The organism is Mesorhizobium sp. M0663 (assembly GCF_040320585.1).
Taxonomy (GTDB): domain Bacteria; phylum Pseudomonadota; class Alphaproteobacteria; order Rhizobiales; family Rhizobiaceae; genus Mesorhizobium.
Map to the genome: position 1 here is coordinate 586,144 of NZ_JAMYPX010000002.1, position 24,365 is coordinate 610,508.

Here is a 24,365-nt window from a genome sequence, read left to right on the forward strand (position 1 = left end):
AGAAGGGGAGGAGCGGTCGCTCTTCCCCTCGGCAACGAAGGACCCAGCAAAGCCGCAAGATGAAGCGTTCAGTTCCTTTCGAGATATTCCGCTATGCCGCGATCCTTGCGGCGATGGCGGTGACGCTGGTGCCGATCCTGTGGATGGTGTCGATGGCGTTCAAGCCGATCGCCGAATGGTCGGCGACCGGCGCCGACCTGACCTGGTGGCCGAAGAACCCGACACTCAGCAATTTCCGCTTCGTCTTCGGTGAATCGACCAACAATCTGATCGTCGCGCTCGACCGCACAGCTTTGAAGCCGATCCTGTCATCGCTGCTGTCGGCCACATTCGGCACGGCAATCGCCATGTCGGCGGGCACCGCGGCGGCCTACGGTCTGTCGCGCTTCGGCTCGGGCCAGAACCTGCCGCTGGCGCTGATTCAGCTTCGCCTGTTTCCGCCAATGGCGGTCATGACCCCGGTGATGATCATGTGGGCCTTCCTCAATTTCACCGACAGCTGGTGGGGGCTGTCGTTGATCTACGGCATCGTCACGCTGCCTTTCGCCTTCTGGCTGATGAAGACCTTCTTCGACGACATGCCGCGCGAGATCGAGGAAGCGGCGCTGGTCGAGGGCTGCTCGCGGTGGCGCGTCTTCACCCGCATCACGCTGCCGATGATGCGCGCGCCGCTGGCCAGTGCTGCGCTGTTCGTCTTCATCCTCAACTGGTCGGACTATCTGATTGCATTGCTTCTGACGACGCGCGAATGGGTGACGGTCCCCGTCTACATGGCCTCGCTGTCCTCATCGATGACCGGACAGCTCTACGGCGCCAAGGCAGCCCTCGGCCTGATAGCGGCAGTGCCGCCTGTCATCATGGGCATCGCCATCCAGCGCCATCTGGTGCGCGGACTGACCTTCGGGGCGCTCAAGCAATGAGCGCGGTGACTGCGACGATTTCGGAGGGCGACATGCAAGCCTCCAAAGCGGCGTCGGTGCTGCCGGACGAGGGCGCAAAGCTCGGCTTCCGGCTGACGCTGCCGGCGCAGATCCTGGTGCTGTTCATCGCCGTCTTCCCGCTCCTGATGCAGCTCTACATCAGCCTGACCGACTGGTCGCCGCTGTCGGGCACCGGCTGGTGGAACGCCTGGTCGATGTGGAACAGTTTCGCCAACTACACCGACCTTGCCGCCGATGCGCGCTTCTGGAGTGCGCTGAAGCGCACGGCCATCGTCATGATCGTCTGCGTGCCGGCGGAGTTCCTGCTCGGCTTGGCGCTCGCGACACTGTTTGCCGACGAGTTCCCCGGCAAGCGGATCTTCTACTCGATCCTCTTGATGCCGATGATGGTGGTGCCGGCGGTAGCCGGCTACATGTTCTTCATGCTGTTTCAGTCAGGCGGCCCGGTCAACGACATCCTGTCGGCGATCTCAGGCTTTCCCGTCACCATCGCCTGGCTGTCGGACCCGACGCTGGCGCTCATCGCCGTCATGGTCGCCGACATCTGGCAGTGGACGCCGCTGATGTTCCTGATCCTGCTTGCCGGCCTGGTCGGCGTGCCCGACGACCAGATCAAGGCGGCGACGCTGCTCGGCGCCAACCCGTGGCAGCGCTTCGTAACCATCGTGCTGCCGAAGATGAAGACGATCATCATCATCGCGCTGGCGATCAGGGTGATCGAGAACTTCAAGATATTCGACACGCTTTACATCATGACCGGGGGCGGTCCCGGCGTCGCTACCGAAACCATCTCCGTCTACATCTACAAGCTCACCACCCAGGACCTGATCTGGGGCTATGTGGCGGCAATCGCGCTGGCCATACTGATCGTGCTGTCCATCGCTGCGGTGTTTGCAATGAAACGCATGGCCCGGGTACGCGAGGTGGCGGCATGAGCACCATCCACCTGCAGAACCTGGTCAAGAAATTCGGCGACTTCACCGCGCTGAAGACGATGGACCTGGCCATTGCCGACGGCGAGTTCATGGCGCTGCTCGGGCCGTCTGGCTGCGGCAAGTCGACGACGATGAATATGATCGCCGGCATGGAAGGGCCGACCAGCGGCAAGATCCTGTTTGGCGAGCGCGACATGGCCGGCGTGCCGATGGGGCGGCGCGGCGTCGGCTTCGTCTTCCAGAACTATGCGATCTTCACTCATATGAGCGTGCGGCAGAACCTCGCCTACGGGCCGAAAATGCGCGGCGCACCAAAGGCCGAGATCGGCCGCCGTGTCGGCGCCATTGCCGAGATGCTGCAACTGACGCCGCTGCTCGACCGCAAGGCGGACAGACTGTCGGTCAACATATTGCAGCGGGTGGCGATCGGCCGTTCGGCGATCATGGAGCCGGCGATCTTCCTGCTCGACGAGCCGCTTTCCAATGTCGACGCCGCCTTCCGGGCAGTGATGCGGACCGAACTGAAGCAGTTGCAGCGGCAGTTCCGGCAGACCATGGTCTACGTCACCCACGATCAGCTTGAAGCAATGACCATGGCCGACCGCATCGCGGTGATGGACCACGGCGTGCTGCAGCAGGTCGGCACGCCGCTCGAGGTCTATAACAATCCGGCCAATGTCTTCGTCGCCCGCTTTATCGGCGCGCCGGGCATGAACCTGCTCAAGGGCAGGCCGGCGGAAAGCGACCGTGGTCTGGTCATCGATCTCGGCCCGCTCGGCGTGACACCGCCGCTGCCGGTCGAGATCGCAGATGCCGTACGCAGGATGCGCGGCGAGGTGTTTTATGGCTTTCGACCGGAGCAGGTGACGCTGGCTGAAGGTGGCCGTGGCCTGTCCATGCCGGTGAGTTTCGTCGAGCGGATCGGTGCGCGCACCATCATCCACCTTGGCGACGGCGAGACTGCGGTGAAGGCGGTGTTCGACAATGATGTCGGGCTGGCGATCGGGCAGACAGCCGTCGTCGCGCCTGCGGCGGAGGCGGTGCGCGTCTTCGACGCCGCCTCCGGTCTTGCATTGAGAGCAGGTTGAGATGGCCGACATCGTTTTCCGTAATGTGACAAAACGCTATGGCGGCACGCTGGCCGTCGACGATGCGTCGTTCGCGGTGAACGACAACGAGTTCTTCTGCTTCTTCGGGCCGCCGCTGTCGGGCAAGTCGACGATACTGCGCCTGGTGCTCGGGCTGGAAACCCCGGACGCGGGCGAGATCCTGATCGGCGGAAAGCCGGTCAACACGGTGTCGCCGGCCGAGCGCAACGTCGCCATGGTGTTCCAGAATTTGGCGCTGTTTCCGCATATGAGCGCGCGCGACAACATCCGCTTTCCGCTGGTCGAACGCCGGGTCGCCGAAGCCGAGATCGAAAAGCGCGTCGCCGATGTCGCGGCCAAGCTGCATATCGGCCATATCCTGCACAAGCCGCCGGCACAGCTTTCCGGAGGTGAGCGGCAGCGCGTGGCGATTGCCCGCGCGCTGGTGCGGGATCCCGCCGCCTATCTGATGGACGACCCGATTTCGGCGCTCGACGCCCGGCTGCGCGAGGAGACGCGGGTCGAGCTCAAGCGCATCCAGCGCGAGCTCGGCAAGACGCTGATCTATGTCACGCACGACCAGGAAGAAGCGATGTCGGTCGCCGACCGAATGGCCATTCTGGAGAACGGCAAGATCAGGCAGATCGGCGCGCCGGCCGAGATCTATGACCGGCCGGCCAGCACCTATGTGGCGCGGCTGCTCGGGTCGCCGATGATGAATATATTGAAGTCGGTGCACGGCGCGGAAGGCGTGGAGGCGGCGGAAGGCACGATCCGCGTCGCGGACAAGGCTGCGCCGGCCGATGCCGTCGAGATCGGGCTCAGGCCGGAAGACATCAAGGTCAGGTCTTGGTCGGGTGGAATGCCGGAGGGGGGCGCGGGCCGCCCGGCGCGAGTGTTCGAGGTCGAGCCGCTCGGCGGCTACACCGTTGTGACGCTCGCCGCCGGAAAGACGCGTCTGCGGGCGCTGTTACGCGGCCAGCCGGACATCAGGCCGGACGCGATGGTAGTGATATCCTGCGAGCCGGGCAGGGTGCATTATTTCGGACAGAGCGGGGGAGCCTTGGCACGATGACGGCGGCTGCAAGGAACGAGCTTCGGGAGGAACATATGGCAAGCCAAGAAATGGTGGGCAACGGCTTCGAGCCGGACGTTAAAGTCCGCACCAGGGAATACAGGATCGGCTGCGTCGGCGCCGGCATGATCATGGCCGAATGTCACCTTGCCGCCTACAAGGAAGCCGGTTTCCCGGTGGTGGCGATTGCCTCGCGGACCAAGGCCAGCGCCGAGAAAGTCGCCAAACGCTGGGATATCCCAACCGTCCACGACACGCCGGAACAGCTCATCGAGGACAAGAACGTCGAGATCATCGACCTTGCCTTTCCGCCGGACAAGCAGCCGGCACTGATCCGTCATGCTCTGAAGCAGGCACATATCAAGGCGATCCTGGCGCAGAAGCCATTGGCGCTGTCCCTTGAAGAGGCCGTCAAACTTCGCGACGAGGCGGCCAAGGCAGGCAAGATCCTCTCGGTCAACCAGAACATGCGTTACGACCAGTCGATGCGCGTCTTGAAGCAGATCATCGACAGCGGCGCGCTCGGCGACATCGTTTTCGCCCAGATCGACATGCATGCGATCCCGCACTGGCAGAGCTTCCTCGAGGACTATGACCGGCTGACGCTCGCCAATATGAGCGTCCACCATCTCGACGTATTGCGCTTCCTGTTCGGCGATCCCTTGGAGATCACCACCCTGACCCGCAAGGATCCGCGCACCCGCTTCGATCATTCGGACGGCATCACCGTGTCGACGATAAAGTTCCCGTCGGGCGTGCTCGCCGTATCGCTTGAGGATGTCTGGTCCGGTCCGCGCCAGGAGGGCTACAAGGACGACCAGCACATCAACTGGCGCGTCGACGGCACCAAGGGCGTCGCCAAGGGCACCATCGGCTGGCCGACAGGTTCTGCCTCGACGCTGACCTATGCCTCGACCGAGACCACCGGTGGTGAATGGGTGACGCCCAGCTGGGACACGATGTGGTTCCCGCATGCCTTCATCGGCGTCATGGAGCAGCTCCAGCACGCGGTCAAGACGGGCGAGCCGCCGGCGCTGTCCGTCGCCGACAACGTCAAGACCATGGCGCTGGTCGAAGCCGGCTACCGCTCCATCGACAAGGGCCGGACCGTCAAGCTTTCCGAAATCTCGATCAACTGAAACACCGGACGACTGAATCACTTACAGGGAGGACTTCACACCATGATGCAGGCAGGTATTTTCACGGGTTATTTCCCGTATGGCCTCAAGGAAACCGCGCAGAAGATCCGTGCGCTCGATTTCAACACCGTGCAGCTCGACCTGCATTTCAGGGATATCGACCTTTCCGCCGGACAGATCACCAAGGACAAGGCCAAGACTGTCCGCGATACGTTCCGCGACCACAATCTGCCGATCTGCTGTGTGTCGGGCTACACCAACATCATCCATCCGGACCTGGGCGAGCGCGAGCGGCGCGTCGGCTATTTGAAGGAGATCATCCGCAACGCACGCCATTTCGGCACCCCTTACGTGATCTCGGAAACCGGTACCTACAACACCGAGTCCGACTGGGTGCATCACCCGAAGAACAAGACCGAGGAAGGTTTTGAGGAATGCCGCAAGGTCATCGCCGACCTTGCCCAGACCGCCTATGACCACGGCGCAGTCTTCCTGCTCGAAACCTATGTCAACAATGTCGTCGGTTCGGTCGAAGAGACGGTGAGGATGTTCGCGCAGATCGACCACCCAGGCCTCGGCCTGCTGATGGACCCGACCAACTATTTCGAAACGCACAACATCGACAGGATGGACCAGATCCTGAACCAGGTGTTCGACACATTGACCGACAAGATCAAGATTGCCCACGCCAAGGACGTCAAGCGTTCCGGCGGCGACAAGTCGGAAAAGCACGCAGACATCGGCGACGAGGACGCGCTGGAGAGCCACACCTTCCGCGGCGTCGGCGAGATCGAGCTGCCGGCGCCCGGCCTCGGTTCGCTGAATTACGACCTCTATCTCAAGCGGCTGGCCGAAAAGCATCCGAACATCCCGGTCATCATCGAGCATCTTTCGGAAGACGACGTGCCCCGTGCCAAGAAATTCCTCGACGGAAAATTCCGCGCCAACGGACTGTGATGGCGCGGTTCGGCTACGAAACAAGGGAGGAAGAGAAATGTTGAAATTCGCGTTGAAAATCGCTGCCGCGGCGACGGTTCTCGCCGGTGTTGCGCTGGGTACGCCGGCGCTGGCGCAGGACGCCCAGAAGACGTTCTACCTGCTGTCGCATGGCGGCCCGTCGGATGCCTTCTGGATCGACTGGAATGCCGGCGCCACCAAGGCCTGCGACCAGCTCAAGGTGACCTGCAAGATCTCGTTCAGCGGCGGCGACATGGCGGCGCAGAAGGAAGCCTTCAACTCGGCACTCGCCGCCAAACCGGACGGCATCGCCACGACCTCGGCGCAGCCCGGCCTGTGGACCGAGGAGGTCAAGGCAGCCAAGGCGGCCGGCATCCCGATCGTGTTCTTCAATACCGACGATCCGGCAACCGGCCGGCAGGCCTATGTCGGCGCCGACCTTAAGGAAGCCGGTGTCATCTGGGCGAAATATCTGGTCGACCACAAGATGGTGAAGCAGGGCGACAAAGTGTTCCTGCCGGTCGAAGTGCCGGGCGCCAGCTACCAGCAGCTCGAGACCGAAGGCATTGCCAGCGTCTTCGATCCGCTCGGCATCAAATATGACGTGGTCGATTGCGGCACCGATCCGGCCGGCATCATCGCCAAGATGACCGACTACATGGTTGCCAACAATCCGCCGGCAATCATCGCGCTCGGCGATTCCGTCGCGGCCAGCGTCAAGCGGGTGTTCGACGGCGCCGGCGTGCCGGCCGGCAAGATTCCGGTCGTCGGCTGGGGCAATTCGAAGGAAACCGCCGAGTCAGTCAAGTCCGGCTTCATCAACGCGGCTGCCTGGCAGTTCCCATCGGCGCAGGGCTTCATGCCGGTGGCGCTGCTCGGTCTCGCCGCCGCGGGCGAACCGATCGGCTACGACATTCACACGTTCAGCCTCTACGACGCCTCGAGCGTCGAACCGATCCTGAAACTCTACAACAAATGATTGAAACTGACGCTCGCCGCGCAGGCGGCGAGCGTCACCCTGGCGTATGGTTCGAACTGTCATGACAATTGCCGCAGAAGAGGAAATGCCGCGTGCCAAACGCAGGTCGAGCCTGATGCGCTCGCCGCAGTTCTCTTCGCTCGTCATCCTGATCGTCCTGCTGGCGGTGTTCGCGATCGCCGACGCGAATTTCCTGTCGCCGCTCAACATCTCCAACATGATGGCGTTCCTGCCCGAGCTCGGCATCATCGCGCTCGGCATGACGCTGCTTCTGACGGCGGGCGAGTTCGACCTTTCGGTCGGTGCCGTGTTCGGGCTGGCGCCGGTCGTCGTCATGCTGCTGGTGCAGAACGGCGGGTTTGATATTGGCGTCGCGCTGTTGGCCGGCCTGCTGCTCTGCATAGCGATCGGTGCGATCAACGGCCTGATCGTCACCAAGATCGGGATCTCGTCCTTCCTGGTGACACTGTCGATGTTGCTCGTCGTGCGTGGGGCAGCGCTTTACATCACCCAAGGCTTTCCGCTGAAATCCTGGAACCAGCCAGGCTTCTTCGTGACGCTGCTGGCCGGCAGCTTCAATATCGGAACGTTCCGTTTCTATACCTCGCTTTGGTGGTTCATCGGCCTGTCGCTACTGGCGATCTATGTGCTGCACTACGCCAAGCTCGGCAACTGGATCAGCGCTATCGGCTCGAACCGTAACGCTGCCGTGGCGCGCGGCGTGCCGGCCGATGCGGTCAAGATCTGGCTGTTCATCCTGACCTCGGTGCTGGCCGGTCTCGCCGGCATGATCAGCGCCTTCCGCATCTCTGCCGCCTCGCCGGTGGCCGGCACCGGCTACGAGCTCGAAGTGATCGCCATGGTGGTGGTCGGCGGCACTGCGCTGACCGGTGGGCGCGGCACCATCCTAGGCACCATCGTCGGCGCGCTGATGCTGCGCAGCATCCGCAACGGCATCGTGCTGATCGGCGTGCCCGGGCTCGCCTATAACATCTTCGTCGGCGTCATCATCCTTGCCATGCTCATCCTGCACGCTTTGCTGCAGAAGAACGCCGCCAGGAGCTGATCATGGAAGTGCTTCGGCTGCAGAATTTGCAAAAATCCTTCGGCAGCGTCCGCGCCCTGAAGAGCGCCTCCTTCACGCTCAACGAGGGCGAAGTGGTGGCCTTGCTCGGCGACAACGGCGCCGGCAAATCGACATTAATCAAGGCGATCTCCGGGGTCTTTCCCGTCGATCGCGGCGACATCTATGTGCGCGGCCAGAAGGTCTCCATCCGCTCGACGCGCGACGCGATGGATCTCGGCATCGAGACCATCCACCAGGACACCTCGCTGGCTCCCGATCTCAGCATCGCGCGCAATCTTTTCCTTGGCCGCGAGCCGGTCAATCTCAAATGGCTTGGCGTGTTCGCGCCGCTCGATCTCGCTCGATTGCGCGATGCTGCGTCGGCTCTATTGAAGCGCGTCGGCATCTCGAAGAAACTCGACGCCGATGCGCTGGTTAGCACGCTGTCAGGCGGCGAGCGTCAGTCGATCGCCATCTCCCGCGCCATGCAGTTCGCCGCCAAGGTCATCATCCTCGACGAGCCGACCAACAATCTCGGCGTCGAGGAAACGCACGGCGTGCTGCGCTTCGTCAAGGAAGTGCGCGACGCCGGCCACTCGGTGCTTTTGATCACCCACAACATCCATCACGTCTTCCAGGTCGCCGACCGCATCATCGTTATGCGCCGCGGCGAGATCGTCGCCGAGCAGACGGTCGCCGGCACCGATCTGCTGACCGTGGAAAGCATCATCACCGGCGCCGACATGTCGGCCCTGCTCAAGGAGACGAGAGCGAAGTGAAGGACGGGAGCAAAGTGAAAGAACTGGCCGTCACATGGTAGAGCTTTACGGCAAGACGCTGTCGCGCCGGCAGGTCTCGGAACGCTCGGGCATGCTGTCGCAGTTCGCCGGCGTGCGGCTGATGACGCTTGGCGACGGCGTCGAGCGCGGCATCCGCATGCTCGAATTCCGCACCGGCTCCGGCCTGCGCTTCACCGCGCTGGTCGACCGGGCGCTCGATATCGCCGATTGCGATTTCAGGGGCCAGGCGATCGGCTGGCACTCGCCGAGCGGTTTTCGCCATCCCGGCCTGCACGAATATGAAGGCGAGGAGGGATTGGCGTGGGCGCGGTCGTTTTCCGGCCTTCTGCTGACCTGCGGCCTCGACCATATATTGTTCATGAACGAAGTACCGGCCGATACCTACAACTACCCGCCGAAGACGATGGTGCGCCATTCGCTGCACGGCCGCATCAGCACCATCCCGGCGCGGCTGACCGGCTATGGCGAGACCTGGGACGGCGACCGCTGCGTGTTGTGGGCCGAAGGCATCGTTCAGCAATCGACTGTATTCGGCGAGGATCTGCACCTGCTGCGGCGGATCGAGGCCGATGTCGGCGGCAACGAGATCCGGCTTTCGGACCGTGTCGTCAATCACGGTTTCAACCGTACGCCGCATATGTATTTCTACCACATCAATATCAGCCATCCGGTGCTCGACGAAGGATCGCGCTACCTGGCGCCGATCCGCGACGTCGTCTGGGCGGGCCATGCCGGCGAGCGCTATGAAGTGCAGAAGGTCGGCTACCGCACGGTGCCGGCGCCGCAACCGGGATTCAAGGAACAGGTCTGGCAGCACGAGCTCGGCGCCGACAGCGCCGGCGAAGTGCCGGTCGCGGTGGTCAACGACAGGCTCGGCCTCGGCTTGCAGGTGGTCACGCGCAAGGACCAGTTGCCTTGCGCCTATCAATGGCAGAATTTCCAGGCCGGGCAGTACGCGCTTGGCATCGAGCCCTCGACGCATCATGTGCTGGGAAATCTGGCCGCGCGCGAACGCGGCGAGATGATCTGGCTGGAGCACGGCGAGAGCCGCTCCTACGATGCCGTGTTCCGGGTTCTCGACGGCGCCGGCGAGATCGCCGATGCGGAGAGCCGGATCGCGGCAATCGCCAGGCAGCCGCGAGAGGACTACCCGCAGCCGTCGGGCCGTTTTCCTGTTCTTGGAGGCAGGTCGTGATAATGGCGAACAAGATACGGGACACCAGTTGGGAGGCTGGCTCCGGCCGGAGCGGGGAGGGCTCGCGGCAGATCGGGAATCGGAGGTCACAATGGCTGGCACGGTAAAGCGCGATTACAGCCTGGTCGGCGAAAGCACGCGCAGGGCGATCGAGACGGGACTGGCCTCGGCGGAGTGGTACCACACGGATGTCCCTCGCAAGGCGATCAAGGAGCTGATGCAGCGCTCAGACGGCCCGGCGATCCGCGACACGATCATCTGGATCGTCGCCATCCTCGGCTCCGCCGCCGGCGCCATCTATTTCTGGGGCACCTGGTGGTGCGTGCCGTTCTTCTTCGTCTACGGCGTGCTCTACGGCTCCTCCAGCGACTCGCGCTGGCACGAATGCGGCCATGGCACTGCCTTCCGCACGCGCTGGATGAACGATGTCGTCTACCAGATCGCCAGCTTCATGCTGATGCGCAACCCGGTGACTTGGCGCTGGAGCCATGCCCGGCACCATACAGACACGATCATCGTCGGCCGCGACGCCGAGATCGCCGTGATGCGCCCGCCGGACCTTTTGCGTGCGGCGCTGGCTTTCACCGGCATCCTTGATTTTCGCTATTCGCTTCCGGCGCTGGTACGCCAGGCGCTCGGCAAGCTGACGCCCGACGAGAAAAGCTACGTTCCCGAGATGGAACAGCACAAGGCCGTCATCGCGGCGCGCTGGCATATTGCCATCTACATCGCCACGATAGCACTCGCCCTCTACATGCAGTCGTGGGTGCCGGTGGTGCTCATCGGCGTGCCGCGCCTCTACGGCACCTGGCACATGGTGATGACCGGCCTGCTGCAACACATCGGTCTGGCCGACAACGTCGTCGACCACCGGCTCAACACCCGTACCGTGTACATGAACCCGATCAGCCGGTTCATCTACTGGAACATGAACTACCACGTCGAGCACCACATGTTTCCGATGGTGCCCTATCACGCGCTGCCCAAGCTGCATGAATTGATCAAGCACGATCTGCCGGAGCCGAACCCGTCGATATGGCATGCCTATCGCGAGGTCTGGCCTGTCCTGCTCAGGCAGCTCAAATACGAGGATCATTTCCTCAAGCGCGAACTGCCGCCAACGGCCAGGCCCTATCGTGGCGAGTTCCACGAAGTGAACATGTCGGCGGCGGCTGAATAGGCACCGCACCGGCGCCATGCAGAAAATTTCAGGAGAGATATAGAATGGCCGATTGGGTCGAAGCGTGCGCCGTGGACGATGTCGAAGAGGAAGATGTCATCCGCTTCGACCATGGCGGCCGCACCTTCGCGATTTACCGTTCGCCGGACGATGAATTCTTCGCCACCGACGGGTTTTGTACGCATGAGAAGGCGCATCTGGCCGACGGGCTTGTCATGGACGACATCATCGAATGCCCCAAGCACAATGGCCGCTTCAATTATAAGACCGGCCAGGCGAAGGGCGCTCCCGTTTGCGTCAATCTCGCGACCTATCCAGTCAAGGTCGAAGCTGGCAAGGTGATGATCCAGATCGCCTGACCGGCCTTCTGTCACGTAGCAAAGGGGACCAAAATCCATGAGCCGGAAAAGACCGACCGTCGCAGACCTGCGGGCCATGAAGGGCAAGCGGCAGTTGACCATGCTGCGCGTGCTGACGATGGACGAGGCCGAGGCCGCCGAACGCGCCGGCGTCGATATCGTCTCGGTGCCGCCGGAGCTGGTGCTCAATCCGCAATACCGCGATGCGGCACCCAGCCTGTTCACCATGCCGGGCGAGAATTTCTTCGAGATCGGCACCGCCGACGATTTCGTCCGCTGGGCGTTCCGGCTCTACAAGGCCAGCGCCGATGCGGTCTACTGCAGCGCCGGGTACGCCACCATCAAGCGGATGGCCGACGATGCCATTCCGGTAATCGGCCATGTCGGCCTCATCCCGTCACGCGCCACCTGGACCGGCGGCTTCAAGGCCGTCGGCAAGACCGCCGACACCGCCATGCAGGTGTTCGAAGCGGTGAAGCAACTGGAGGCCGCCGGCGCGATCGGCGCCGAGATCGAAGTGGTGCCGGTCGAGGTGGCCAAGGCGATTTCGGAACGCACGTCGCTGATCATGCTGTCGATGGGAGCGGGCACCGGCTGTGACGCGCAGTATCTGTTCGCCGACGACATCCTCGGCCAGAACCGCGGCCACATGCCTCGGCATTCCAAGGTCTATCGCAATTTCGCCGCCGAATACGATCGCCTGCAGGCCGAACGCATCGCCGCCTTTTCCGAATATGTCGCCGATGTGAACAGCCTGGCCTATCCCGAAGACAGGCACGTCGTGCACATGGACCCGGACCAGCTCAGCCTGTTCCTGGAGAAGATCGAAGCCGCATAAGACGCCCCGGCAGCGGCACGAAGCGTCATCGCGGATCGTAAAAGGCCGGTTCGCGGCAGGGCCAAGTCATCGCATAACCGGCTGCGATGCCACACGAAAGTTTGTTGGACTAGGTCTGGACGGCACCGGCCAGATGCTGTTGAAACCGGTGCGTCATCGGTTTGCCGGACAATTGGGCGGTTGCCGATGGAGCGGGAGAAGATTCCCCTTCGGACAGTTCTGCGCATGACCGCCATTCCCGAAAACAAAGCCTTGCCCGAAACCGCGCCGGCGGCGCGGCAAGCCCGGCGGGTGGCGCTGATCGTCGCCGTCGCCTTCTTCATGCAGCTTCTGGATTCGACCATCATCTCGACCTCGCTGCCGCAGATGGGAGAATCCTTCGGCGTGCCGGCGGTGGCGATGAGCATCGGCATCACCGTCTATATGCTGACCATGGCGGTGTTCGTGCCGCTGTCCGGCTGGCTTGCCGACCGTTTTGGCGCGCGCAACATCTTCCTCGTGGCGATCGCCCTGTTCACGCTGGCCTCGCTCGTTTGCGGCATCTCACAGAACCTGGCCGAGTTCGTCGTCGCACGCGCGGTTCAGGGCCTGGGCAGCGCGCTGATGACGCCGGTCGGCCGCATCCTGGTGCTGCGCAACGCGCCGAAATCCGAGCTTCTCAACGCCACGGCGCTGATCACCTGGCCGGCGCTGTTTGCGCCGGTGGTCGGGCCGGTGCTTGGCGGCTTCATCACCACTTATCTCTCCTGGCACTGGAATTTCTTCATCAACATTCCGCTTGGGGTTGCCGGTTTGGCGCTGGTTGCCCGCTTCATTCCTGGGGACCGCGAAGCTGGGGCCAAGCCGCTCGACTGGCCGGGCTTCCTGCTGACCTCGGTGGGGCTCGCCGCGATGCTCTATGGCCTCGAGCGCATCGCGCATCCGCAGGAGGGTGTGTTGCCGACCGTGGCACTGCTCGGCACGGGCATTTTGGTCGGCTGGCTGGCGGTGCGGCATCTGCGACGCGCCAACCATCCGCTGCTCGATCTCACAGCTTTCAAGGTGCAGACCTTCGCCATCTCGACGCTGTCGGCCGGCACGATCTTCCGGATCGCCATCAACGCCACGCCATTCCTGCTGCCGCTTTTGTTCCAGGTCGGCTTCGGCCTGAGCCCGGTCGATGCGGGCATGATGATCCTGACCTATTTCCTCGGCAATCTCGGCATGAAGGCGGTGACGACGCCGACGCTGAGGCGCTTCGGCTTCCGTTCGGTGCTGATCGTCAACGGGGTGATCGCTTCCTTGTCGATCATGGCCTGCGCGGCGCTTTCGCCGCAGACGCCGCAAGCGTTGGTGGTGGTGCTGATGCTGATCGCCGGCCTTTCGCGCTCGATGCAGTTCACCGCGCTCAACACGCTGGCCTTCGCCGATGTGGCCTCACAGCAGCGCAGCTCGGCGGCGACATTGTCCAGCATGCTGCAGCAGGTGGCGATGCTGTTCGGCGTGGCGGTGGCGGCGGCGCTGCTCAACCTGTCACAGATCGCCAGGGGCGCGGCAGCGCTCGATCTCGTCGACTTCCGCCTTGCCTTCCTGGTGATCGGCGCAATCGGTCTCGTCGCCTCGTTCCGCTTTCTCGCATTGTCGAACGCTGCCGGCGCCGAGGTCTCGGGCCATGTTTCGCGGATTTGACGCGGGAATCCAGCGGCGATCGCGGACATAAATTCTGCCTGCTTCGCTCGTTGTGGAACAAACTTTTGCGAGCGCTCCGATCGGCACGGTTAATTGCAAAAGTGCTTGAGTTCCTGGCATTGCGCCAGCCTCGCCAATCGGCGCGTCCAACCGCAGAATTTCCTCGCAAGCCGGCCTGCAATGCGCGGATTCATTTGACGAATTGGTCTTGAGCCGATTAGCTTTCGTTCCGATGGCCGCAGAGGGAGCAGGGCGTAGCCATCGCGGGTGAAAGCGGGCAATGAACGCGACCGGCTGGCTAAACTGGAGAAGCCTGAACCAGGAGGGCATTGTCTTTGCCATCGCGGTTGTGCTGTTCATTGCCGCCGCCATCGGACTGCCCGGGTTTATCAACTCGAACAATCTCGTTGCCATCGTACGCTCGGTCTCGGTGCTGGGCATATTGGCGCTTGGCATGGCGGTCGTCATTATCGGCAGGGGCATCGACCTGTCGGCGGTGGCGATCATGGCGATGTCGGTCGCGTGGTATCTGCAACTGCTGAATTCGGGAACATCCGACGGGCTGGCCTTCGCCTATGTGCTCGCTGGCGTTCTCGCCATCGGGCTGTTGAACGGAATCCTGGTCGCCTACGCCGAGGTTCCGGCGATCTTCGTGACGCTGGCGACCGCATCCTTCGTCTTCGGCTATGTGCGTTCACAACTGATCACGCAGGACGCCGTGCCGGTGCCGCCCGGCCATTGGGTCGAGCTTCTGGGCGGGCTGCGTTTCCTCGACATCCCGGTCGAGGTGTTTGTCTTCGCCGGGCTGGCTTTCGCCTTCTTCCTGTTCCTGCGCTACACCAAATGGGGCCGCTACGTCTATTTCGCCGGTGACAACCCGGTCGCCGCGCGCAACATCGGCATTCCAGTGCGCCCGATGCTGGTGCTGCGCTACGTGCTGTCGGCCCTGGTCTCGCTGGTGGCCGGCCTGCTCACCGCCGCCAGCCTGCATTCGATCAACACCCGCATCGTCAATTCCACGCTGCTCTACGACATCGTGCTGGTGGCGGTGATCGGCGGCATCGGTCTGTCTGGCGGGCGGGGCGGGGTGCGCAACGTGCTGGTGGGTGCCGCGCTGATTGGCATCCTGCTCAACGCCATGACCATCATCGATATTCCGCTGCTCTATCAGAACCTGATCAAGGCCGCGATCCTTCTGGCGGCAATCATCGTCGACGGGTTCATCAATCCGCGCGACGAGCAGACCGCGCAGCAAGGCGACATTTAGACTGACGCGAACGGTTGGGGCCGGCCGCGAACGACATACCAAACCAGAGGATGTGACATGAAAATCATCAGGACATTTATGGCTGCCGCGGCAGCGCTTGCCGTCTCCGCCTTCGTGGCGCCGGGCTTCGCTGCAGAAGATCCGGGTCCGGCCGCCTATTCGCAAGCGCTCAAGGGCAAGCGCGTGATGCTGGTCCCGATGGCGATGGGCTTCGACCTGGCACAGGGCTGGGCGCATTACCTGAAGACGGAGATCGAGGCCTGGGGTGGCGTGTTCGAGACGCGTGACCCGAACTGGGTGGTCGATGCCGGCGCGCAGGCGATAACCGACGCGATCTCGTCGGACGCCAGGCCGGACGTGCTGATCATCCACTCGCCCGACCTCAACTCCTATGCCAAGCTGATGAAGAAGGCGCAGGCGGCCGGCACCTATGTGCTTTTGGTCGACAATCCGGCGAACTTCCCGGCCGATGCCTTTGTCGGCAGCGACTGGGATCGCCTCGGCCAGCTGGAAGCCGAAGCGGCGATCAAGGGTTGTGGGCCGAACTCGTCCAAGAAGATCGGGCTGGTGCAGGGCGACCAGGCCAACTCGTCGAGCCTCTACCAGTATGCCGGCATCATGAAGGTGCTGGACAAGAACCCCGACTTCAAGGTCGTGGCCAAGCCGGACTCCAACTGGGATGCGACGACCTCGCGCAACGTGACGACGACGATGCTGCAGCAGAACCCCGACATCTGCGCCATCATCGATTTCTGGGACGGCGACGCGACCGGCGCATCGGCTGCGATCCGCGATGCCAAGCTCGAAGGCAAAGTCTTTCTGGTCACCACCGGCGGTGGCGAAAAGACCGCCGACTGCGACAAGCTGCAGGACGGCACCTATGGCGCGGTGGTGATGACCGACCTTGCCCGCCAGTCGGGCGACATGAACGCCGTCATCAAGTTCCTGTTGCAGAGTGGCCAGCCGGCCGGCACCTCGCACACCTACATCTATACGCTGGAGAAGGCGACAACCAAGCCCGACCTCAAGCCAGACAGCTGCTGGGACTTGAAGGCACTGCAAGCCCAAGCTGCGGCCAAGTAAACCGCGGGTCCGTTGCAAGCATCGACGAGGTGGCCGGACCGGGTTCGGCCGCCTCTTTCTCTCTTGAGTGGCAGCAGCAACCGATGTCCTTTCGCGAACGCCTTCAATCCTGGCGCTACAATCTCGTGCCCGACCACCTCGTCGGCGAGATCCTGAGCAAGCGCTGGACCGACAACGCCATTCCGTTCCTGGCGCTGGTGGCGACGCTCGGTGTGTTCGGTTCGATCATCCCCGGCTTCTTCAAGCCGATGGCGCTGCAGGAATCGACCCGCCAGCTCGGCGAGTTCTCGCTGGTCGTCACCGGCATGACGGTGGTCATGCTTGGCGGCGGCATCGACCTTTCGGTCGGCTCGATCTTCGCGCTGTCCTGCTTTTCCGCCGTGTTCGTCTTCTTCATCCTCGAACAATCGGTGTGGCTGGCGCTGGCCGCCTCGATCGCCACCGGCCTGCTGTTCGGCGCGATCAACGGTTACCTGATCGGCTATTTCCGCCTGCGCGCTTTCCTGACGACACTGGTCACCTTCATCTTCGGGCGGGCGCTGTTCGACATTTTGGTCACCACCTATGCCGCCGACGTGCAGCTTTCCGATGCCACATCGGATGTGCTGGACTTCATCGGCGACGATACCTTTTGGGGCCTGTCGGTTGCGGTGTGGGCGGCGATTATCCTGGCGATTATTACGCATGTCGCGCTGACGCGCTCGCGGCCCGGCTGGCATGTGCAGGCGGTGGGCGGGTCGCGGCGATCGGCCCACAATGCCGGCATCCGCGTGCGCCGCACCGTATTCATGACCTATGTGTTTTCCGGCTTCTGCGCCTCGCTCGGCGGCTTCCTCATCGCCTGCCGGCTGAGCGGGGCAGGGCCGGGCACAGGCCTCAACCTCGAGGTCATGGCACTGACAGCAGCAGTCGTCGGCGGCGTCAGCCTGGGCGGCGGTCGCGGTTCGGTGATCAAGGGGCTGATGGGCGCGATCATCGTGCTGACGATGACCAACGGGCTGATCCGGCTGGGCTATGGCACCGGCACCAACCAGATGGTACTGGGCATCATGCTGGCCGTCGCCGTCACCATCGACATTCGCTGGCTGAAGAACCGCCACAAGGTTCTGGACGAGGTCTATGTCGCACCGGTCTACCTGAAGATGGGGGCAACGCAGTCGGCTGCACCGGGCTCGGGCACCCCTTACGAACTCGACAACCGATTGTCGGAGGCCGACCATATCGGGCTCGGCGAGCTGGAAGGGCCGGAAGACGTCATCCTCGACCGCGACGACCATCTCTATTGCGGCACCAGGCATGGCGAGATCGTCCGCTTCTTCGCGCCGGACTACAAACGCTCGGAGGTCTTTGCCCATATTGGCGGCTTTCCGCTCGGCCTGGCCTTCGACAAAACAGGCAATCTGATCAGCTGCGTCGGCGCCATGGGCCTTTATTCGGTCTCGCCGCAGCGCGAGGTGAAGCGGCTTTCGGCGGAAACGTCGCGCTCCTGGACCTCGATCGTCGACGATGCACGGCTGCGCGATCCCAATGATTGCGACATCGCGCCGGCCGGCCGCATCTACTTCACCGATTCCACCAAGCGCTATGATGCGCATGACTGGGCGCTCGACTCGATCGAGAACCGCGCCACGGGGCGGCTGCTTGTCTATGACCCGAGGGACGGCTCGACGAAAACGCTACTCGACGGCTACCGCTATACCAACGGCGTCTGCATGGCGCATGACGGCAAGTCGCTGTTCTTCGCCGAAAGCTGGGCCTGCCGCGTGCACCGCTACTGGCTGGAAGGGCCGAAGGCAGGCAGCGCCGAATGCGTCATCCGCGACATGCCGGGCTACCCCGACAACATCAACCGTGCCTCCGACGGCAATTACTGGATGGCCTGGCTCGGCATGCGCACGCCGAGCTTCGACCTGTCGCTGCGCCATCCCGACATGCGCAAGCGCATGACGCGCCGGCTGCCGCAGGACGAATGGCTGTTCCCCAACATCAACACCGGCGGTGTGGTGAAATTCAACGAGAAGGGCGGCATCGTCGAGGCGATGGGCGACCTGTCGGGCGCCGCGCATCCGATGGTGACTTCGATGCGCGAGCACAAGGGTTTTCTGTTCGTGGGCGGCATCCTCAACAACCGGATCGGCCGCTACCGGATTGCCGGCGCCGACCCGAACTGGACCAGCCCCGCTTCTTACTGGGGGGCGAAGGCATGATGCTGGATCCGATCCTCGACATCTTCCGCGGCAAGGCGGTGACCATCCCGCCGCTCGACGGTGCCTTCAGGCCGAACACGCTGCTGGACGATGCGCCGGCTTTTGCCGATCTGACCGAGCCCGACAATCTGCTGGCCGCCGACGGCCGGCTGCTGGTTTCCAGTGCCAATGCCGTCTACGCGCTCGCCGCCGGTGGCGCGCCTGTTCTGGTCGAGACATTTCCGGCCGCGGTCACAGCGCTCGCGCGCTCGCCCGCCGGCGAACTGACGGTCGGGCTCGAAAGCGGCAGGCTGCTGATTGCAGGCAAGGAGGCCGCCCTGCCGGCCGAGATCCGCTGCATAACAGCACTCGCTTATGCGGAAAATGGCACGCTTTGGCTGGCCAATGGCTCGGCCGACCACGCGCCGTCGCAATGGGCCGCCGATCTGATGAAGAAGGGTGCGTCGGGTTCGCTGTGGAAACGCGATCCGGCAGGCAGCGAATTCCGCAAGCTCGCCGGTGACATCGCCTTTCCCTATGGGCTGCATCCTGCCGGCAAGGATGTGCTGGTCAGCGAGAGCTGGCGCCATCAAGTTGTCCGCTTCGATGGCGCGACGGGCAGCCGCTCGACGGTGCTGGCGCATCTCCCCGGCTATCCCGCACGGCTGTCGCCTGCCGCCGACGGTGGCGCCTGGCTGGCGCTGTTTGCGCCGCGCAACCGGCTGATCGAATTCGTACTGCAGGAAACGCACTACCGAAACGACATGCTCGCGCAAGTGCCGCCGCAACACTGGATCGCGCCGGCGCTCGCCTCCAACCGCAGCTTCCTCGAGCCGCTGCAATGCGGCGGCATCCGCACCATGGGCATCCACAAGCCATGGTCGCCGAGCCGCTCCTACGGGCTGGTGGTCAGGCTCGATCGGGACATGCGGCCGCAGTACAGCCTGCACAGCCGCGCCAACGGCACGCGCCACGGCATCTGCAGCGTGGCGGAGAAAGACGGTCGCCTGTTCATTGCCTCGAAAGGCGGCGATTGTCTGCTGGCCATCGATCTGGCTTCAGGAGGGCATCGCTGATGGAACCGATCGTCCGCCTGGAGAACGTGACCAAGACTTACCGGGGCGTGCCCGCGGTGAGGAATGTCAGCTTCGGGCTGCGCAAGGGTGAGATCCACGCGCTGCTCGGCGAGAACGGTGCGGGAAAATCGACGCTGACCAAGATCATCGCCGGCGTTGTCGACGCGACATCGGGAAAGATGTTCCACAAGGGCCAGGAGATCGCCTACGCCTCGCCGCATGCGGCGCTTCAAGCCGGCATCGCCATGGTGTTCCAGGAGACCAGCCTGGTGCCGTCGATGACCGTGGCGCAGAACCTCTATCTCGGCACCGAGAGCTTTCTCAACCGGCTGCGCGGCACCTACATCTCGGCGCAGCAGTTCCTGCAGTCGCTGAATTTTCCTGTCGACCCCAATGCCATGGTGGCGACGCTGGGCGCCGCCAAGCGGCAGATGGTCGAAATTGCACGCGCCGTCCACCACAATGCCGAGATCATCATCTTCGACGAGCCGACGGCGACGCTGACGCCAGAGGAAAAGCGGCACTTCTTCGCGCTGATCCGCCGGCTCAAGGCAAGGGGCGTATCGATCGTCTTCATCAGCCATGCGCTCGAAGAGGCGCTTGATATCGCCGACCGCATCACCATCCTGCGCGACGGCGAGCTGGTGATCACCGACGACACCGCCGCTTTCGATCGCGACAGGATCGTCGCGGCGATGGTCGGGCGGACGCTGTCGGGGCAGCTCTACAGCCAGCGCGACGAGACCAAGCTGCGCAAGCCCGGCAAGAAGGTGCTGTCGGTGCAGGACATCTCGATGAGCAACGTCGTGCGCAACAATTCCTTCTCGATCTTCGAGGGCCAGATCACCGGCGTCTTCGGGCTGATCGGCTCAGGCCGCACCGAGACGTTCAAGATCGTCTCCGGCATCTACAAGCGCGACTTCCTGCGCGGCGGCACCATCGAACTGGACGACCGGCCGGTGCGCTATCTCGTGCCGAGCGAGGCGGTGGCGGACGGTATCGTCTATGTCACCGAAGACCGCAAGAGCGAGGGGATATTCGAGACGATGGACGTCGCCGAGAACCTGTTCGGCGGCTTTTTGGCGGCAGGGCGGGAAAAGGGCTGGGTGATCAATGCGCAGGAGATGCGGGCGCTGTCGGCCGAATGGACCAAGACGCTGAACGTCAAGGCGATCAACGACAATGCGCGCGTGGTCGAGCTTTCCGGCGGCAACCAGCAGAAGGTGGTGATCGGCAAGGGGCTGGTGCAAAAGCCGAGCATCGTCATCTTCGACGAGCCGACGCGCGGCGTCGATGTCGGTGCGATCGCCGAGATCCACCAGATCATCAACCGGCTGGCCGATGAAGGCCTCGCAGTCGTCGTCATCTCGTCCTACCTGCCGGAGATTATGAACCTGTCCGACCGCATCCTGGTCTGCCGGCAGGGCCGCATCGTCGAGGAGTTCTCGCCTGCGGAGGCCACGGAGGAGAAGATCATGTACGCAGCGGTGCATTAGGGCGATGCGAACTTCGACAATTGGCCGAGTCGCCCGTCGTTTCGTCATCCCGGGGCGAAGCAAGGAGCGAAGCGACGCGGCGCAGACCCCAGGATCCATGCCGCTACATCAGAGCGCTGCTGCGGTGCAGCATCCTGCTCCGCTGCACCCATCGGCGGAGGTCACGGCATGGATCCCAGGGTCTCCGCAACGGAGCTTCGCTCCTGCTTCGCCCAGGGATGACGAAGGTGAGGGGCTGTGCATTCCAGGGTTCTGGGCCGGCCTGCAAAACTGAATCACCCGGGCAGGTTAGCCGCTTTTTCTCCAGACCTGATTCAACGACCTCGCATAATGATTCAAACGAAAGGAGCCTGCCATGGCCACCACAAGACTTCTGACCGATGCCGAGGTCCAGGCGATTCCCGCCGTGAAGGCGGTATTCGACGACATCCGTGCGACGCGCAAATCCGATTTCGTCAACAATTTCTGGCGCGGGCTGGCCAATGATCCGGTCTCGCTGAGGCGGGTGTGGGAGCAGCTCAAGGCGGTGATGGTCGCTGACAGCGCCATCGATCCGCTTACCAAGGAGATGATCTACATCGCCGTCTCGACCGCCAATGGCTGCTCCTATTGCGTCCACTCGCACACCGCCGCAGCGCGGGCCAAAGGCATGACCGACGCGCAGCATGGCGAGTTGGTGTCGATCATCGGGCTGGCCGGGCAAACCAACCAGATGGTGACAGCGCTGCAGATCCCGGTCGATCCGGAGTTCGAGGTGCGGTGAGGTGAGGCGCGGCGCCTTCCCTTCTCCGCTTGTGGGAGAAGGTGGCCGAGCGAAGCTCGGTCGGATGAGGGGTGCTGGACGGATCGCTGCCTTGGAGACGTAAGTGCTTAAATTGCTTTACATTTCCTCCGTCGCGTTCCTTCCAACACCCCTCATCCGTCTCGGCGCTTCGCGCCGATCCACCTTCTCCCACAGGGGGAGAAGGGGAGGCGTGCGCGCCTCACACCGGCCGGTAGACCCGCTCCGCCGTGTTCCAGAAAATATCAGCCTCTGCCGCCGTGCCGTGCTTGCCCACCGCCTCGCGGTGCGCCTTGATCAGCTCGGCATGGCTGGTCCACAGTTTCTCGATCGGGAAGTTCGAGCCGAACATCAGGTGGTCGCTGCCGAGAATGTCGATGGCGTTGTCGACGATATAGCCGATCAGCGCCGGGTCGTTGCGGTGGACGAAGGTGCCGAGGCCGGACAGCTTTGCATAGAGGTTGGGCGCCGCTGACAGCGTGCGCAGGCCGGACTTCCAGGCCTCGGTGGTCTCCGGCTCCATGTCGGTCAGCATGCCGGCGTGGGTGAGAATGAAATTGGTCTCCGGATTGTCGCCGACCAGCGTCAACCCGTCTCTCATCTGGGCGGGGAAAAGCTGCAGGTCGAAGGACAGGCCGTAATCCTTGAGCCGCGCGACATTGGCCCGCACCTTCGGGTCGATGACCTGATCGGCCGAGGCGGCGAAGCGGAAGGCCGGCGTTCCGTGCCAGTGCAGCTGCATGCGCACGCCGCGCAGCAGCGGATATTTTTTCAGCCGGTCGATCTGGTGACGCACGTCGTCCACCGTCATGTCGGCATAGCCGACGATGGCGTGCGGCCAGCCGGTTTCTTCCGCGGTCTTCTGCAGGAACGCCACCTCGTTCTCGAAATCCTCCTTCGCCCAGTTGGTCTGGACATAGACCGCCTTCTCGACGCCCGAACCTTGCTGGTCGGCGAGGAATTCCTCGATCGGATAATCGCGGCGGATCGGCTCGTAGGGGCCAAAGATGCGCGGCACCATCGGCCCGCGCAGCCAGGGTTGGTCCTCTCGGCGCCAGATGTGGAAATGCGCGTCGATCGCCTTCTGCATCATGAAACCCTCGTCCAGATTGCCGCGGCCGCCGGAGCTGGGCGGGCGAGCGACAGGATGAAATCGGCGAGACCGGCGATCGACGAGCCGTCGACCAGATCGTCGAGCACCGGCAGGATGGCGCTAAGTGCTGCCGTGGCCGGCCGGAAGCGCGGATCGCCGGCCAGTGGCGTCGCCAGCGAAAGCCGAAAGGCGCGGGCGCTCAGCCGGCGCATCGCGGTCTCCAGCTCGGCATGATCGCCGCGCTCCAGCGCATCGGACAGGATGACGATTGCCGCCCCGCGTGCAAAGGCGGAGAAGCGCGGCACCGATAGAAACGCGAGCAGCGTCGGTCCCATACGGGTGCCGCCGTCCCAGTCGTCGACCTGGGCAGCGGCGTGGGCCAGCGCCTGATTGCGGTCGCGAATGCGCAGCGCCGAGGTGATACGGGTCAGCCGTGTGCCGAAAGTGAAGACCTCCGCCCGGTCGGCGCCTTGCACCGCCGCGTGTGCCAGCTTGAGATAGTCCGATGTGTAGAGCTTCATCGAGCCCGACACGTCGATCAGCATGAGAAGCTTGCGCGGCACTGTCTGCCGCCGGCGCAGCAGCGGCGAGGGGATATCGCCGTCGGCACTGACGATTTCGCGCAGCGAGCGGCGCAGGTCGAGCTTGCCGCGGGCATTCGTGCGCACGGTGCGGAAGGAGCGGCGGGCGGGCAACGCGGTGGCGAGCTTGCGGCGGAAGGCGGCAAGCCCGTCGCTATCGCGATGGAACTCGCGGACGCTCAACTGTTCGCTGGCCGAAGACAGTTCGCCGCCTTCCTCCTGGCGGACCACCTCGATTTCTTCTTCGCCCGTTGCACCATCGTCCTTGATGCGGGTTTCCTCGTCGGCCTCGCCTTCGACCAGCGCCGCGGCGTCCCCATAGAAATGGCTCCGGAAATGCGCCTCGAATTCGTCGCGGCGGTCGGGCGGCGGCGCCAGCGTGGCAAGGGCCGCCTCGTGGATGTCGGCCATCGAGCGCGGCCCGAGCAGGGTTACGGCCTGCATGAAGCCGGAGACCTGCTCGGGCGCTACCGGGAAGCCGTAGCGGCGCAGCAGCCGGCCGAAGCCGAGGAAGGGTGCTGCGGCGCAGGGCAAGCTTTCTCCCCGCATCATTCCTTCGCGCCCCCCTCTGTCCTACCGGAC

The 24,365-nt window shown here is 63.6% G+C and carries 22 protein-coding genes; 20 read left to right on the forward strand and 2 right to left on the reverse strand.

The genetic code is table 11. The annotated features are described in order from the left end of the window. Positions 1–59 precede the first annotated feature (59 nt). The 20 genes from NKI54_RS06325 to NKI54_RS06420 all read left to right on the forward strand — a co-directional run bounded on the left by NKI54_RS06325 (position 60) and on the right by NKI54_RS06420 (position 22,091). Complete coding sequence (locus NKI54_RS06325) at positions 60–920, forward strand: carbohydrate ABC transporter permease (RefSeq protein WP_254820511.1); 861 nt, start codon at positions 60–62, stop codon at positions 918–920. Then, positions 917–1,876 (forward strand): carbohydrate ABC transporter permease, encoded by a 960-nt coding sequence (locus NKI54_RS06330; protein WP_352458309.1) that lies wholly within the window; start codon positions 917–919, stop codon positions 1,874–1,876. The genes NKI54_RS06325 and NKI54_RS06330 overlap by 4 nt, the downstream gene beginning before the upstream one ends. Continuing rightward, on the forward strand, positions 1,873–2,964 hold the full coding sequence (locus NKI54_RS06335; protein WP_352638179.1) for an ABC transporter ATP-binding protein: 1,092 nt from the start codon (positions 1,873–1,875) through the stop codon (positions 2,962–2,964). The genes NKI54_RS06330 and NKI54_RS06335 overlap by 4 nt, the downstream gene beginning before the upstream one ends. 1 nt (position 2,965) lies before the next feature. After that, entirely contained in the window at positions 2,966–4,039 is a 1,074-nt protein-coding gene (locus tag NKI54_RS06340; protein ID WP_352458307.1) for an ABC transporter ATP-binding protein, read from the forward strand. Positions 4,040–4,089: 50 nt separating this feature from the next. Continuing rightward, complete coding sequence (locus tag NKI54_RS06345) at positions 4,090–5,178, forward strand: Gfo/Idh/MocA family protein (RefSeq protein ID WP_023675779.1); 1,089 nt, start codon at positions 4,090–4,092, stop codon at positions 5,176–5,178. A gap of 42 nt (positions 5,179–5,220) precedes the next feature. Further along, positions 5,221–6,135, forward strand: coding sequence for a sugar phosphate isomerase/epimerase family protein (locus NKI54_RS06350; RefSeq protein WP_023675780.1), 915 nt, complete (start codon positions 5,221–5,223; stop codon positions 6,133–6,135). Between the two features lie 37 nt (positions 6,136–6,172). Next, positions 6,173–7,114, forward strand: a complete 942-nt coding sequence (locus NKI54_RS06355; RefSeq protein ID WP_023675781.1) for a sugar ABC transporter substrate-binding protein — start codon at positions 6,173–6,175, stop codon at positions 7,112–7,114. A gap of 61 nt (positions 7,115–7,175) precedes the next feature. Continuing rightward, complete coding sequence (locus NKI54_RS06360) at positions 7,176–8,180, forward strand: ABC transporter permease (protein ID WP_245274659.1); 1,005 nt, start codon at positions 7,176–7,178, stop codon at positions 8,178–8,180. Beyond that, positions 8,177–8,959 carry an ATP-binding cassette domain-containing protein gene (locus NKI54_RS06365; protein WP_023675783.1) on the forward strand — a complete coding sequence of 261 codons (783 nt, stop codon included), beginning with the start codon at positions 8,177–8,179 and terminating at the stop codon, positions 8,957–8,959. Before NKI54_RS06360 ends, NKI54_RS06365 begins: the two co-directional genes overlap by 4 nt. A 34-nt stretch (positions 8,960–8,993) precedes the next feature. Further along, the gene (locus NKI54_RS06370; RefSeq protein ID WP_023675784.1) at positions 8,994–10,175 is read left to right on the forward strand and encodes an aldose 1-epimerase family protein; all 1,182 of its coding nucleotides are present in this window, start codon (positions 8,994–8,996) and stop codon (positions 10,173–10,175) included. A 91-nt stretch (positions 10,176–10,266) separates the two neighbouring features. Next, positions 10,267–11,355: a fatty acid desaturase family protein gene (locus tag NKI54_RS06375; RefSeq protein ID WP_023675785.1), complete on the forward strand. Its 1,089-nt coding sequence runs from the start codon at positions 10,267–10,269 to the stop codon at positions 11,353–11,355. A 44-nt stretch (positions 11,356–11,399) separates the two neighbouring features. Continuing rightward, positions 11,400–11,714 (forward strand): MocE family 2Fe-2S type ferredoxin, encoded by a 315-nt coding sequence (locus NKI54_RS06380; protein WP_023675786.1) that lies wholly within the window; start codon positions 11,400–11,402, stop codon positions 11,712–11,714. Positions 11,715–11,751: 37 nt separating this feature from the next. Further along, positions 11,752–12,552 (forward strand): 3-methyl-2-oxobutanoate hydroxymethyltransferase, encoded by an 801-nt coding sequence (locus NKI54_RS06385; RefSeq protein WP_023675787.1) that lies wholly within the window; start codon positions 11,752–11,754, stop codon positions 12,550–12,552. A gap of 225 nt (positions 12,553–12,777) precedes the next feature. After that, positions 12,778–14,220 (forward strand): DHA2 family efflux MFS transporter permease subunit, encoded by a 1,443-nt coding sequence (locus NKI54_RS06390; protein WP_023675788.1) that lies wholly within the window; start codon positions 12,778–12,780, stop codon positions 14,218–14,220. Positions 14,221–14,500: 280 nt separating this feature from the next. Further along, the gene (locus tag NKI54_RS06395) at positions 14,501–15,487 is read left to right on the forward strand and encodes an ABC transporter permease (RefSeq protein ID WP_023675789.1); all 987 of its coding nucleotides are present in this window, start codon (positions 14,501–14,503) and stop codon (positions 15,485–15,487) included. A gap of 57 nt (positions 15,488–15,544) precedes the next feature. Next, positions 15,545–16,570: a sugar ABC transporter substrate-binding protein gene (locus NKI54_RS06400; RefSeq protein ID WP_352638177.1), complete on the forward strand. Its 1,026-nt coding sequence runs from the start codon at positions 15,545–15,547 to the stop codon at positions 16,568–16,570. Positions 16,571–16,653: 83 nt separating this feature from the next. Further along, on the forward strand, positions 16,654–18,777 hold the full coding sequence (locus NKI54_RS06405) for an ABC transporter permease (protein ID WP_352638175.1): 2,124 nt from the start codon (positions 16,654–16,656) through the stop codon (positions 18,775–18,777). Beyond that, positions 18,774–19,832, forward strand: a complete 1,059-nt coding sequence (locus NKI54_RS06410; RefSeq protein ID WP_352690967.1) for an SMP-30/gluconolactonase/LRE family protein — start codon at positions 18,774–18,776, stop codon at positions 19,830–19,832. The genes NKI54_RS06405 and NKI54_RS06410 overlap by 4 nt, the downstream gene beginning before the upstream one ends. Beyond that, positions 19,832–21,328 (forward strand): sugar ABC transporter ATP-binding protein, encoded by a 1,497-nt coding sequence (locus NKI54_RS06415; protein WP_352638173.1) that lies wholly within the window; start codon positions 19,832–19,834, stop codon positions 21,326–21,328. Before NKI54_RS06410 ends, NKI54_RS06415 begins: the two co-directional genes overlap by 1 nt. 355 nt (positions 21,329–21,683) lie before the next feature. Then, positions 21,684–22,091 carry a carboxymuconolactone decarboxylase family protein gene (locus NKI54_RS06420; protein ID WP_352638172.1) on the forward strand — a complete coding sequence of 136 codons (408 nt, stop codon included), beginning with the start codon at positions 21,684–21,686 and terminating at the stop codon, positions 22,089–22,091. Positions 22,092–22,311: 220 nt separating this feature from the next. Here the strand turns inward: NKI54_RS06420 and NKI54_RS06425 are convergent, their stop codons facing one another. Together NKI54_RS06425 and NKI54_RS06430 are read right to left on the reverse strand one after the other, a co-directional pair. After that, complete coding sequence (locus tag NKI54_RS06425; protein WP_352638182.1) at positions 22,312–23,199, reverse strand: amidohydrolase family protein; 888 nt, start codon at positions 23,197–23,199, stop codon at positions 22,312–22,314. After that, positions 23,199–24,335 (reverse strand): vWA domain-containing protein, encoded by a 1,137-nt coding sequence (locus NKI54_RS06430; RefSeq protein ID WP_352638170.1) that lies wholly within the window; start codon positions 24,333–24,335, stop codon positions 23,199–23,201. Before NKI54_RS06430 ends, NKI54_RS06425 begins: the two co-directional genes overlap by 1 nt. Positions 24,336–24,365: the final 30 nt, after the last annotated feature.